Here is a 13,600-nt window from a genome sequence, read left to right as displayed (position 1 = left end):
TCCGGTGCGCACCGAGAGCCCGACGGTCGCGCGTCGTTCCGTCTCTTCCTTCAACTTGACGTATCGGCAGAAGAAACGGTTGCTTGCGATCTCTTTCGAGCGACTTGTCAGTGAGCCTCCCCCCGAATCACGGCAAGCACTCCTTCCAGATCCTCCGGCTTCACCAGAACATCGCGCGCCTTGGAACCCTCGCTGGGCCCCACGATGTCCCTCGACTCCATCAGGTCCATCAGCCGCCCGGCCTTCGCGAACCCCACCCGCAGCTTGCGCTGCAGCATCGACGTGGACCCGAACTGCGTGGAGACGACCAGCTCGGCGGCCTGGCACAGCAGGTCCAGGTCGTCGCCGATGTCCTCGTCGATCTCCTTCTTCTTGCTCTGCCCGACCGTGACGTCGTCGCGGAAGACCGGGGCCATCTGCTCCTTGCAGTGCTGCACCACCGCCGCGACCTCCGCCTCCTGCACGAAGGCGCCCTGCATACGGGTCGGCTTGCTCGCCCCCATCGGCAGGAACAGGCTGTCACCCTTTCCGATGAGCTTCTCCGCGCCCGGCTGGTCCAGGATGACCCGGCTGTCGGCCAGCGAGGACGTCGCGAAGGCGAGCCGCGAGGGCACGTTCGCCTTGATCAGGCCCGTGACCACATCGACCGACGGGCGCTGCGTCGCCAGCACCAGGTGGATGCCGGCCGCGCGCGCCAGCTGGGTGATGCGGACGATGGAGTCCTCCACGTCCCGCGGCGCGACCATCATCAGGTCCGCCAGCTCGTCCACGATCACCAACAGATACGGATACGGCGACAGCTCGCGCTCGCTGCCCTCGGGGGCCTGCGCCTTGCCGCTGCGCACCGCCTCATTGAAGTCGTCGATGTGCCGGTACCCGTAGGCCGCGAGGTCGTCGTACCGGAGGTCCATCTCGCGCACCACCCACTGCAGCGCCTCGGCGGCCCGCTTGGGGTTGGTGATGATCGGCGTGATCAGGTGCGGGATGCCTTCGTACGCGGTGAGCTCGACCCGCTTGGGGTCGATCAGCACCATCCGTACGTCCTCCGGCGTGGCCCTGGCCATGACCGAGGTGATCAGGCAGTTGATGCATGAGGACTTGCCGGAGCCGGTGGCGCCCGCGACCAGGACGTGCGGCATCTTCGCCAGGTTCGCCGAGACGTAGCCGCCCTCGACGTCCTTGCCGAGCCCGACCACCATCGGGTGGTCGTCGCCCACCGCGGCCGCCGAGCGCAGCACGTCCCCGAGGTTGACCATCTCGCGGTCGCTGTTGGGGATCTCGATGCCGACCGCGGACTTGCCCGGGATCGGGTTGATGATCCGCACGTCCGGGCTGGCCACCGCGTACGCGATGTTCTTCGCCAGCGCGGTGATCTTCTCGACCTTCACGCCCGGACCGAGCTCGATCTCGTACCGGGTGACCGTCGGCCCCCGGGTGAAGCCGGTGACCGCGGCGTCCACCTTGAACTCCTGGAACACCTTGGACAGCGACTCCACGACCGCGTCGTTGGCCGCGCTGCGGGTCTTGCCGGGCCCGCCGCGCTCCATCAGGTCCAGCGAGGGCAGCGCATACGTGATGTCGCCGGCGAGCTGGAGCTGCTCGGCGCGCGGCGGCAGGTCGGAGACGGGCTCCGGCGCGCGCTTGGTGAAGTCGGGGACCGAGGAGGAACGCTCCGCGACGGCCGTCGGCTCGGCATCGCGTGCGGGCGGTACAGAGCTCTGGAGGCCCGTGGCGGCGCCGCTGTCCTCGTGGTCGCCGCGCTCGCCCTTGATGCCGCTGCTGATGTCGGCCACCAGGGCCGAGGGCTGGATGCCGTGCAGCACCGCGCCGTCCAGATTGGCGGCGTACCCGGCGGCCACGTCCACCGCGTCCTTGGACCGCGCGGGCTCCCACTCGGCGGCCGGTTCGGCGACCGGCTCAGCGGCCGTACGGCGCGACTTGCGGCGCTTGGCGAGCGCGGCCTCCTCCGCGGCCTCCGGGGACGTCTCCAGCTCCTCCGAGCGGCTCCGGCGGCCCCTGCGGGCCGGCTGCTCGCGCGGCTCGTCGGCGAAGGCGTCGGCATCCGGCTCGTACGTCTCCAGGAGGCCCAGCCGCATGCCGAGCGCGCGGAACCGCCGCGGAATGGCCGTCACCGGGGTCGCGGTGACCACCAGCAGGCCGAAGACGGTCACCAGTACCAGCAGCGCCACCGACAGGGTCTGCCCGACCATGAAGAGCAGCGGCTTGGACACGGCCCAGCCGAGATAGCCGCCGGCGTCCCGCACCCCCGCCACATCGTCCTGGTCCGGCGAGCCGCAGGCGATCGCGACCTGTCCGAGCACGCCGACCACCAGCGCCGAGAGCCCGATGACGATCCGCCCGTTCGCCTCCGGCTGTTCGGGGCGGAAGAACACACGGGCGGCGATGCCGCCCACCAGTATCGGCACGAGCAGGTCCAGCCGGCCGAACGCGCCGGTCACCAGCAGCTCGACGACGTCACCGACCGGGCCGTTCAGATTGGCCCACGTGCCCGCCGCGATCACCAGGCCGAGGCCGAGCAGGGCCAGCGCCAGGCCGTCCTTGCGGTGGGCCGGGTCGAGGTTCTTCGCGCTGCGCCCCATGCCGCGGAAGAGCCAGCCGACGGTGTGCGCGAGGCCCAGCCAGAGGGCGCGCACCGCGCGGTAGACGCCCCCGGTCGGCGACGGCGCGGGCTTCTTCGCCACCGCCTTCTTCGTGGGGGCCTTCTTCGCGGCCGCGGCCTTCTTGGGCGGCGCCTTCTTCGCCGGTGCCTTCTTGGCGGCGGGCGGCTTCGCGGCGGTCTTCTTGGCGGCTCCCCCGGGGCGCCCGGCGCGCTGCTTCGAGGGGCCCGCCGTGCTCTGGGAACCCTTGCCGGACGTACGTGAGGCCATGGTGACGAGGTTACAGGCGACCGCCCGGGGTGACACGGGCGCTCGGGCCTTCACCCGTTCGTGTCGTAACCAACGCGCCATATGGGCGGTTGGCCCGCGCCGGGCCCAACACCCGGGGCAGCGCCGGGAGCTGCTGCCGGGTCAGCTCCCCTGCGGGGCGGCGCCGACGCCGTACACCCGGCGCCGCGCCGTCAGTTCTGCGAGGGCACGGACGGCGTGTCGCTGTTGCCCGTGCCCGGCTCCAGGGCGTCCAGAGCGCGGCGCAGTCCCGTCAGCTTCCGCTCCAGGTGCGCGGCCGTCGCCACGGCGGCGGCGTCCGCCGACTCGTCGAGCTGCTTGGACAGCGCCTCGGCCTGCTCCTCGACGGCCGCCAGCCGCGCGGAGAGCTCGGCGAGGAGCCCCGCCGCCTCCTTGGCGTCCTCGTCGTCGGCCGGCTGACCGCCCTCGAGCTGCAGCCGCAGCAGCGACGCCTGCTCCCGCAGCTTGACGTTCTTCATGTACAGCTCGACGAAGACCGAGACCTTGGCGCGCAGCACCCACGGGTCGAACGGCTTGGAGATGTAGTCGACAGCACCGGCCGCGTAGCCACGGAACGTGTGGTGCGGGCCGTGGTTGATCGCCGTGAGGAAGATGATCGGGATGTCCCGCGTCCGCTCGCGGCGCTTGATGTGCGCCGCGGTCTCGAACCCGTCCATCCCCGGCATCTGCACATCGAGCAGAATCACCGCGAAATCGTCGGTGAGCAGCGCCTTGAGCGCTTCCTCCCCGGACGATGCCCGCACCAGCGTCTGATCGAGCGCGGAGAGGATCGCCTCCAGCGCCAGCAGATTCTCCGGCCGGTCATCGACCAGGAGGATCTTGGCCTTCTGCACCATGGCCCGTCCTCCTCGCCCCGGCACTCCACCGGACGCCGCCCCAGGGGACGGCTCCGTCATGCCGCCCGTACTTGTGCCGGTCATGGTAGCCGCACCCCGCCTGTCGCCACACCCTGTCACCGCTATGTCACCGTGCACGTAGCAGAAACGCAGCGGGAGACCAGAAGGTTCCCCGAATACCGTGCTCCCACACGTGCACGACCACAGCGAGTCAGCATATGGGCCGGGGACCGGCCTCTCCGCGCACGCCCCGTCACTCCGCGCGCATCCATTGCTGCATCACCGAGAGCAGATGGTCGGTGTCCACCGGCTTCGTCACGTAGTCGGAAGCCCCGGACTCGATGCTCTTCTCCCGGTCGCCCTTCATGGCCTTGGCGGTCAGGGCGATGATCGGCAGGCCGGCGAACTGCGGCATCCGGCGGATCGCCGCGGTCGTGGCGTAACCGTCCATCTCCGGCATCATGATGTCCATCAGCACCACTGTCACATCATCGTGCTGCTCCAGCACCTCGATGCCCTCACGGCCGTTCTCCGCGTACAGCACCGACAGACCGTGCTGCTCCAGGACGCTGGTGAGCGCGAAGACGTTGCGGATGTCGTCGTCGACGATCAGCACCTTCTCGCCCTGGAAACCACCGCTCTCGGAGGACGGCGCCACCAGGTCCTGTCCGCTGCCCAGCCACGGCTCGTCCGCGGACTGCGGCGGCTGCGCGACGGTCGGCCCGCCGGGCAGTGCGGGCCGCGGCGCCGCACCCGAAATGCCGCGCCTGCGGCGGCGGTTGAGGCCCGAGACCGCGGCATCCGGAGTGATCTGCTCCTCCTCCGCCGCGCGGTGCGCCGCCGCCTCCTGCTCGGCGATCTCCGCGTCGTGCGCCTCCGCGTCCATCGCGAAGCCGCCCGCGACGAGCTGCGGGTAGCCCTGCGGCGGCAGCCCGCCCGGGTTGTACGGGAGGTACAGCGTGAAGGTCGAGCCGCGGCCCGGCTCACTGGCCGCGTGGATCTCACCGCCCAGGAGCCGCGCGATCTCGCGGCTGATGGACAGGCCCAGGCCCGTACCGCCGTACTTTCGGCTCGTCGTGCCGTCCGCCTGCTTGAACGCCTCGAAGATCACCCGCATCTTGCTGGACGCGATGCCGATACCGGTGTCCGTCACCGAGAAGGCGATCATGTCGGCGTCCGCGTCGCGCAGCGCGCCGTGCTCCAGGAGCTGCTCCCGGATGGCGAGGGGGACGTCCGCGCCGGCCGGCCTGATGACCAGCTCCACCGCTCCGGAGTCGGTGAACTTCACCGCATTGGAGAGCAGGTTGCGCAGCACCTGAAGGAGGCGCTGTTCATCGGTGTGCAGCGTCGCGGGCAGCTCCGGGGAGACCCGTACCGAGAAGTCCAGGCCCTTCTCCGCGGTCAGCGGCCGGAACGTCGCCTCGACGTAGTCGACGAGCTGCACCAGCGCGATCCGGGTCGGGCTGACGTCCATCTTGCCCGCCTCGACCTTCGACAGGTCCAGGATGTCGTTGATGAGCTGGAGCAGGTCCGAACCCGCGCCGTGGATCGTTTCGGCGAACTCCACCTGCTTCGGCGAGAGATTGCCCTCGGCGTTGTCGGCCAGCAACTTGGCGAGAATGAGCAGGGAGTTGAGCGGTGTCCGCAGCTCGTGCGACATGTTCGCGAGGAACTCGCTCTTGTACCGCATCGAGACCGCGAGCTGCTCGGCGCGCTCCTCCAAGACCTGCCGCGCCTCCTCGATCTCGGTGTTCTTCACCTCGATGTCGCGGTTCTGCTTGCGCAGCTGCTCCGCCTTCTCCTCCAGCTCGGAGTTGGACAGCTCCAGCGCGCGCTGCCGGCTCTCCAGCTCCGCCGAGCGCTCCTTGAGCTGCTCGGTCAGCTCCTGGGACTGGCTCAGCAGGATCTCCGTCTTGGTGTTGACCGAGATCGTGTTGACGCTGGTCGCGATCATTTCCGCGATCTGGCTGAGGAAGTCCTTCTGGATCTGCGTGAACGGCTGGAACGACGCCAGCTCGATGACGCCCAGCACCTTGTCCTCGAAGAGCACGGGCAGCACGATCACGTTGGCCGGGGGCGCCTCGCCCAGTCCGGAGGAGATCTTCAGGTATCCCGCCGGCACGTTCTCCACCAGGATGGTGCGCTTCTCCTCCGCCGCGGTGCCGATGAGCGTCTCACCGGGCCGGAACGTGGAGGGCATTGCACCCATCGAATAGCCGTACGAGCCCGTCAGGCGCAGTTCGTACTCGCCCGCCTCGCCGCCGTCCGCGCCGATCTCCTGGTTGTCGTCGGCCGACGTCGCGAGGAAGAACGCACCGTGCTGCGCGGAGACCGCGGGCGACAGCTCACTCATGATCAGCTTCGCGACGTCCTTCAGGTCGCGGCGGCCCTGCATCAGGCCGGAGATCCGGGCGAGGTTGCCCTTCAGCCAGTCCTGCTCCTCGTTGGCGAGCGTGGTCTCGCGGAGCGTGGCGATCATCGTGTTGACGTTGTCCTGGAGCTCCAGGATCTCGCCGGCCGCGTCCACGTCGATGCGGACGTTGTGGTCGCCGAGGGTCACCGCCGCGGCGACGGCGGCGATCGCGCGCACCTGACGGGTGAGGTTCCCCGCCATTTCGTTCACCGATTCGGTCAGGTCCTTCCAGGTACCGGCCACGCCGCGCACCTGCGCCTGGCCGCCCAGCTGGCCTTCCGTACCCACCTCGCGGGCCACCCGGGTGACCTGCTCGGCGAAGGAGGAGAGCTGGTCGACCATCGTGTTGATCGTCGTCTTCAGCTCCAGGATCTCGCCCCGGGCGTCGATGTCGATCTTCTTGGTCAGATCACCCTTCGCGATGGCCGTCGTGACCATGGCGATGTTCCGCACCTGTCCGGTCAGGTTGGACGCCATGGAGTTCACCGACTCCGTGAGGTCCTTCCACGTACCGGCGACACCCGGCACCCGTGCCTGACCGCCCAGGATCCCGTCGGTGCCCACCTCGCGGGCGACTCGCGTCACCTCGTCGGCGAACGACGACAGGGTCGTCACCATCGTGTTCACCGTGTCGGCCAGCGTCGCGACCTCGCCGCGCGCCTCGACCGTGACCTTCTTGGTCAGGTCACCGTTGGCCACTGCCGCGGAGACCTGGGAGATGTTCCGCACCTGGATGGTCAGGTTGTTGGCCATCAGGTTCACGTTGTCGCTGAGGTCCTTCCAGATGCCGGTCACGCCCGGCACCCGGGCCTGGCCGCCCAGTTGGCCCTCCGTACCCACCTCACGGGCCACCCGCGTCACCTGCTCGGCGAACGAGGAGAGCTGGTCGACCATCGTGTTCACGGTCGTCACCAGTTCGAGGATCTCGCCCTTGGCGTCGACGGTGATCTTCTTGGACAGATCACCGCGGGCCACCGCGGTCGTCACCTCGGCGATGTTGCGCACCTGCGAAGTCAGGTTGTTCGCCATGAAGTTGACGGACTGCGTGAGGTCCTTCCAGGTACCGCTGACGCCCTGCACCTCGGCCTGGCCGCCCAGGATGCCCTCGGTACCCACCTCGCGGGCCACCCGGGTCACCTGCTCGGCGAAGGAGGAGAGCTGGTCCACCATCGTGTTCAGGGTGTTCTTGAGCTCCAGGATCTCGCCGCGGGCGTCCACGTCGATCTTCTGGGAGAGGTCACCGCGGGCCACCGCGGTCGCGACCTGGGCGATGTTACGGACCTGAGCGGTCAGGTTGCCCGCCATACCGTTCACCGAATCGGTCAGGTCGCGCCACACACCGGCCACGCCCGGCACCTGCGCCTGACCGCCCAGCCGGCCGTCCGTACCCACCTCGCGGGCGACTCTCGTCACCTGCTCCGCGAACGCCGAGAGCTGGTCGACCATCGTGTTGATGGTGTTCTTCAGCTCCAGGATCTCGCCGCGCGCATCGACGTCGATCTTCTGCGACAGATCACCCCGGGCGACCGCCGTCGTGACCTGCGCGATCTGCCGCACCTGGGACGTCAGGTTCCCCGCCATGAAGTTGACGGAGTCGGTCAGTTCCTTCCACGTACCGCTCACACCCGGAACCTGGGCCTGGCCGCCCAGCCGGCCCTCCGTACCCACGTCCCTGGCCATCCGCGTGACCTGGTCCGCGAACGAGGAGAGCTGATCCACCATGGTGTTCACGGTGTTCTTCAGCTGGAGCATCTCGCCGGAGACGTCGACCGTGACCTTCTGCGACAGATCACCGTTGGCCACCGCCGTCGTGACCTGCGCAATGTTCCTGACCTGGCCGGTGAGGTTCCGGAAGGCCGTGTTCACCGAGTCGGTGAGGTCCTTCCACGTACCGGCGGCACCCGGCACCTGCGCCTGACCGCCCAGCTCACCCTCGACACCGATTTCCCGGGCCACCCTCGTGACCTCGGCACCGAAGGAGGACAGCTGGTCCACCATCGTGTTCACGGTGTTCTTCAGCTCCAGCATCTCGCCGGAGACGTCGACCGTGACCTTCTGCGACAGATCACCGTTGGCCACCGCCGTCGTGACCTGCGCAATGTCCCGCACCTGACCGGTGAGGTTGCGGAACGCGTTGTTCACCGAGTCGGTGAGGTCCTTCCACGTACCGGCCGCGCCCGGCACCTGCGCCTGGCCGCCGAGCTGGCCCTCGGCGCCGACCTCGTTCGCCACCCGCGTCACTTCGTCCGCGAACGTGCGCAGCGTCTCGGTCATCGTGTTGATCGTGTCGGCCAGCTGCGCGACCTCGCCGCGCGCGCTCACCGTGACCTTCTGGGACAGATCGCCATTGGCGACCGCCGTCGTCACCTGCGCGATCCCGCGCACCTGGGCCGTGAGGTTGCCAGCCATCAAGTTGACCGAATCGGTCAGGTCCTTCCAGACGCCCGCGACGCCCGGCACCCCCGCCTGGCCGCCGAGCTCGCCCTCCGTACCGACCTCCCTGGCCACCCTCGTGACCTCGGAGGCGAAGGACGAGAGCTGGTCCACCATCGTATTGACGGTGTTCTTCAGCTCGAGCATCTCGCCCGCGACGTGGACGGTGACCTTCCGGGAGAGGTCACCCTTGGCCACCGCGGTCGTGACGAGAGCAATGTCACGTACCTGAGCGGTGAGCCGTGAGGCCATCGTGTTGACCGAATCCGTGAGGTCCTTCCACGAACCGGACATTCCGCGTACCCGGGCCTGACCGCCGAGCTTGCCCTCCGTGCCGACCTCACTGGCGACCCTGGTCACCTCGTCGGTGAACGCCGAGAGCTGGTCCACCAGGCCGTTGACCGTACGGCCGACCTTCAGGAACTCGCCCCGCAGCGGGTGCGCCGTCGTCGCGTCGTTGCTGCGTGTCCGCAGGTCCATGCGCTGTTCGAGGTCGCCCTCGGACACCGCGGACAGCACCCGGCCCACCTCGGAGACCGGCCGTACGAGGTCGTCCACGAGCGCGTTGGACGCGTCGATCGCGGCCGCCCAGGAGCCCTCGCAGGCCCCCACTTCCAGCCGCTCTGTGAGCTTTCCCTCACGCCCCACGACCCTCCGGACCCGCGCCAGCTCGCCCGTGAGGTGCAGATTGCGGTCGGCGACCTCGTTGAAGACGGCCGCCACCTCCGCCATGATCCCGTCGCCGGAGACGGTCAACCGCTTGCGGAAGTTCCCGTCCCTCATCGACACGAGAGCGGACAGCAGGCGGTTCAGCGCCGCCGTGTCCACCTCTGTCGTCCCGTTGTTGCGGGAGCGTCCGCCTTTCGCGCGCGTGCTTGCACCCCGCGCCGCTCCGCCAGACTCCACCGTGTCCCTCCCGCAGGGTCGACCGTTCTACCCGGGCCTTCTCTTGAAGCCTTCCCAGTGTTTCACCATGGCCCAACCAGGCCATAACAGTTCGGCAGCATCGCATACCGTCCGTGGCGAGCCCGGGGCGGGAAACACACGTGACCGGCATCCATGCGGGCGTCGAAGGTAAGTACCCTGGGCTCCGGCTGTCCACCCGCACGGCCGGTGCGGTGGCGCGAGCACGACGGGCATTCGGAGGGGCGCCGCGACTATGGGGGAGCAGATCACCGACACACGCATGAGGAGACCAGTGATCACCGCGCGGGCCGCTGCCACCTTCGAGCCGGTAGGACGCTCGGTCGCCACGGCCCGGGCTTTCGTGCGCGACACCCTCCAGGGCTGGGGCCACGGCGACATCATCGACGACGCCGTCGTCCTCACCAGCGAGCTCGTCACCAATGCCGTCGTGCACGCCGGCACCGCCGCCGATGTCCTCTGCCTCCGTACCGACACCGGCGTCCGCATCGAGGTCGGCGACCGCTATCCGGAGCGCGAGGTGCCCGTACAGAGCTCCGGACAGGCGCTCGCCCACCCCGACCGCGAGGGCGGCCGCGGCCTGCTGCTGTGCGGCGCCCTGGCCACCCGCTGGGGCGTGGAGTACACCCCGTCCCAGAAGCACGTCTGGTTCCAGCTCGACCTGCCCGAGCGCCCCGCCGGCACCCGGTCCGCCGGCCCCGCGCTCCCCGTGGACGCGCTCCCCGTCGCCGAGCACCGGGTCCGCGTCGCCGTCGTCCAGATCGACCGCGGCGGCTGCATCAGCTCCTGGAACGAGGACGCGCAAGAACTCTTCGCCTATGCGCCCGAACAGGTGATCGGCAAGCCCCTCACCGACTTCGCGGCCTGGCCGCACACCCCCGGTACGGGCACCGGCATCGCCGAGGCCCTCCAGCTCTCCCGCTGGGAGGGCAGCTACGGCATAAGGGGTGCCGACGGCCGCGTCGTCCCCGTGTACGCCTCGCACCTACGGGTGCGCGACGCCGATGGCGAGCCCTCCACGGTCTGCCTCCTCGTCCGCGACCACGAGCGCGCCGTCCTCGCGAGCCCGCCGCGTACCCCGTCGGACTCCTCCGCCCAGCAGTCCGAGGGCCACGGCCCCGCCGACCCGTTCGAAGTCTTCATCGGCTCCCCCGCCCCCGACGACCTCGACGGCCTCCTGCAGCGCACGGTCGAACGCGCCCGCGACATGCTCGACGGCGACGCCGCGTACCTCCTCCTGGCCACCGACGACGAGACCGAGCTGGAGGTCCGCGCCTCCACGGGGCTGCCCTCCGCCCGCCAGCGCTTCGCACGCGTCCCTGTGGAGGCCGGCAGCGGCCGCTACGGCTCGGCCCGCATGCCTGCCGTTCACGAGGACCTGACGGCCGTACAGGGCGCCGTCCCGCTGCTCTCCGGTACGGGCATGCGCTCGGTCGTCACGGTCCCGCTCAAGGTCGAGGGCCGCCTCACCGGCTCGCTCGGCGTCGCCGCCGAGACCCCCAGCCGCTATACGAACGAAGAAGCGCTGCGCCTCCAGTTCGCTGCCGACCGCATCGCACTCGCCGTCGAACGCGCCCGCCTCACCGAGCTCGAAAAGCTCCGCCGCGGCTCGCTCTCCTTCCTGGTCGAGGCGTCCGACCTGCTCGCCGGCACCCTGGACCGCAATCAGACGCTGGCTCTCATGGCCCAGATGACGGTCCCCACGCTCGCCACCTGGTGCGCCGTGTACACCGTCGCCGACCAGACGTCCGAGCCCGAACTCTCCTTCGTGCTGCACGAGGACGAGGACCGCATCGACGGCCTCAAGACCCTGCTGCAGAAGGTCCCGCCGCCGGAGCCGGTGCCCACCCCCGGGGCCCGCGTATGGAGCGCCCCGGGAGACGCGGCCCACGACGCCGCCCTGCGCACCTCGTTGCGCAGCCTCGGACTGGGCGCCTCCGCGCGGCCGTCCAGCGGCCCCGGCGCCACGCTGGCCACCGCCTCGGCCGTCGGCGGCGAGACCGTCGTGCTGCCGCTCGTCGCCCGTAACCGCGTCATCGGCATGCTCACCCTCGGCAAGCCCACCGAGGAGCACTTCCGCCAGGAGATCCTCGAACTCGCCGAGGACCTCTCCCGAAGGGCCGCGCTCGCCCTGGACAACGCGCGCCTGTACTCGGAGCGCACGGCCATCAGCCAGTCCCTCCAGCGCAGCCTGCTTCCCCCGGAGTTGCCCGACGTCCCCGGCGTCGAGGTCGAGGTCATCTACCGCGCGGCGGGCGAGGGCAACGAGGTCGGCGGCGACTTCTACGACCTCTTCCCCATCCGCGACGGCGCGTACGGCTTCGCCATCGGCGACGTCTGCGGTACGGGACCGGAGGCCGCGGCCGTCACGGGGCTCGCGCGGCACGCGCTGCGGCTGCTCGCCCGCGAGGGCTTCGGCGGCCCGGCCGTCCTCGAACGCCTCAACGCCGCGATCCTCGACGAGGGAGCCCGCAGCCGCTTCCTCACACTCCTCTACGGCGAACTGTGGCCCCAGCGCGACGGCAGTGCCGTACTGAAGGTCGTCTGCGCGGGCCATCCGCTGCCCCTGCGGCTGCGCCAGGACGGCACGGTCGAACCCGCCGCCGAACCGCAGCCGCTGCTGGGCGTCATGGAGGACCTGGAGCTGTACGCCCAGACCGTGACCCTCGACCCCGGCGACGTCCTGCTCTGCGTCACCGACGGCGTCACGGAGCGCCGCGAGGGCACCCGGATGCTCGGCGACGACGGCCTCGCCGACGTCCTGACGACCTGTACGGGCCTCACCGCCGGCGCGGTCGCCGCGCGCATCCTGCGTGCCGTGGAGCGCTTCGCCGCCGAGCCCGCCTCGGACGACATGGCCATCCTCGCCATGCGGGTGCCGGAGGCGGTGCACGAGAGCATGACGCCGTAAGACATCGGGGGCCTGGGGCATCGCTCCGGGCCCCGGCCCGGCCATTCGCCCGAATGGCACCCGAAAGCAAAAAGGCCCCCGCCATCAGGCGGGGGCCTTTTTCTTCAGAGCCCCAATACGGAATCGAACCGTAGACCTTCTCCTTACCATGGAGACGCTCTGCCGACTGAGCTATTGGGGCGCGTCGACGGGAATAACTATACCTGACTCCGAGCCGTGGTTCGAACCACCTGCCGACCAGGTCAGCCACGCACTCCCGGTAAATCGGAATTACCCGACAGCCGCCCCACCCGTATTACTCCGGTTACTCCGGCGCCGCTCAGAACGCCGGCTGGAGAAGCCCGCCGAGCGCATTGCACGCGCTCACGACGCGCTGCAATTCACGGCGGGTCAGCGACCCGGCGGCGGGCAGCGCCAGCGTCTCGTCGCACGCTCGCTCCGTCTGCGGCAGCAGCAGGTCCCGCCGGTGAGCGGGCATGCGGTACACCGGCACCGGCACGGGCACCCGGCAGGCCACGCCCTTGGCCCGCAGGGTGCGCGCGAAGGCGTCGCGGTCCGGCCGGCCGTTGCCCGGGACCCGGACCACGTACTGCTCGTACGTGTGCGGCGCCCGCTCCGTGGGCGTCATGACACCACGCAGGCGACCGTCGTAGTAGGTCGCGTACGCCCGTCGCTGCTCGGCGCCGCCGGGGGCCGCGCCGGGCTCCTCGGCGCCGTGCACCAGCAGCCCGTGCCGCGCTCCCAGCTCCTGCAGCCTGGCCATGTCGGCCTGCTGTCCGAAGCGGTGCACGGCGATGACGGCGGCGGTCCTGGAGGTCAGTACGTCGGCCACGGCGGCCGGGTCGATGCAGTAGGTGTCCGGGTCGATGTCGGCGAAGACCGGTGCGGCTCCGGCGCGCACGACGGCCTCGGTGACCTCGGCGTTGCCGAACGCCGGCACCACGACCTCGTCGCCGATGCCGATACCGGCCGACTCAAGCGTTCCACTTGTCCCCATGCCTCCGGATGCTGGCGGCCGAACGTGAACGGCAGGTGACACGCTGCACTGCAATCGTCGAACAAAAAAGCTCCGGTCCCTGAACCAGAAGGTTCAGGGACCGGAGCTGAAGAATTGTTCGGCGGCGTCCTACTCTCCCACAGGGTCCCCCCTGCAGTA

5 protein-coding genes and 1 tRNA gene are annotated in these 13,600 nt (G+C 69.9%); 1 reads left to right on the top strand and 5 read right to left on the bottom strand.

Annotated elements, in window-relative coordinates; all coding sequences use genetic code 11:
• Positions 1 to 107: 107 nt before the first annotated feature.
• The 3 genes from IG84_RS0116520 to IG84_RS0116510 all read right to left on the bottom strand — a co-directional run bounded on the left by IG84_RS0116520 (position 108) and on the right by IG84_RS0116510 (position 9,515).
• Positions 108 to 2,888 carry a DNA translocase FtsK gene (locus tag IG84_RS0116520; protein WP_037800395.1) on the bottom strand — a complete coding sequence of 927 codons (2,781 nt, stop codon included), beginning with the start codon at positions 2,886 to 2,888 and terminating at the stop codon, positions 108 to 110.
• 191 nt (positions 2,889 to 3,079) lie between these two features.
• Positions 3,080 to 3,763 carry a response regulator gene (locus tag IG84_RS0116515; protein ID WP_031057165.1) on the bottom strand — a complete coding sequence of 228 codons (684 nt, stop codon included), beginning with the start codon at positions 3,761 to 3,763 and terminating at the stop codon, positions 3,080 to 3,082.
• Between the two features lie 253 nt (positions 3,764 to 4,016).
• On the bottom strand, positions 4,017 to 9,515 hold the full coding sequence (locus IG84_RS0116510) for a HAMP domain-containing protein (RefSeq protein ID WP_078648895.1): 5,499 nt from the start codon (positions 9,513 to 9,515) through the stop codon (positions 4,017 to 4,019).
• A gap of 280 nt (positions 9,516 to 9,795) precedes the next feature.
• Here IG84_RS0116510 and IG84_RS0116505 point away from each other — a divergent pair, with 280 nt between their 5' ends.
• Positions 9,796 to 12,444 (top strand): SpoIIE family protein phosphatase, encoded by a 2,649-nt coding sequence (locus tag IG84_RS0116505; protein WP_245659374.1) that lies wholly within the window; start codon positions 9,796 to 9,798, stop codon positions 12,442 to 12,444.
• Between the two features lie 108 nt (positions 12,445 to 12,552).
• Here the strand turns inward: IG84_RS0116505 and IG84_RS0116500 are convergent.
• Together IG84_RS0116500 and IG84_RS0116495 are read right to left on the bottom strand one after the other, a co-directional pair.
• Positions 12,553 to 12,625 (bottom strand) — tRNA-Thr (locus IG84_RS0116500).
• 138 nt (positions 12,626 to 12,763) lie between these two features.
• A complete protein-coding gene (locus IG84_RS0116495) occupies positions 12,764 to 13,441 on the bottom strand; it encodes a DegT/DnrJ/EryC1/StrS family aminotransferase (protein ID WP_031057154.1) in 678 nt (225 codons plus the stop codon).
• Positions 13,442 to 13,600 lie beyond the last annotated feature (159 nt).

Origin of the sequence: Streptomyces ochraceiscleroticus, from assembly GCF_000720485.1 — a bacterium.
In the GTDB taxonomy this organism is placed as follows: Bacteria; Actinomycetota; Actinomycetes; order Streptomycetales; family Streptomycetaceae; genus Streptomyces; species Streptomyces ochraceiscleroticus.
The sequence above is the reverse complement of the archived record's forward strand: the minus strand, read 5'-3'. Positions and strand labels throughout refer to the sequence as shown.

Bases quoted from the DNA above. Each gene is read 5' to 3' on its own strand.
- IG84_RS0116520 (WP_037800395.1), bottom strand. From the start codon at position 2,888: ATGGCCTCACGTACGTCCGGCAAGGGTTCCCAGAGCACGGCGGGCCCC.
- IG84_RS0116515 (WP_031057165.1), bottom strand. From the start codon at position 3,763: ATGGTGCAGAAGGCCAAGATCCTCCTGGTCGATGACCGGCCGGAGAAT.
- IG84_RS0116505 (WP_245659374.1), top strand. From the start codon at position 9,796: ATGAGGAGACCAGTGATCACCGCGCGGGCCGCTGCCACCTTCGAGCCG.
- IG84_RS0116495 (WP_031057154.1), bottom strand. From the start codon at position 13,441: ATGGGGACAAGTGGAACGCTTGAGTCGGCCGGTATCGGCATCGGCGAC.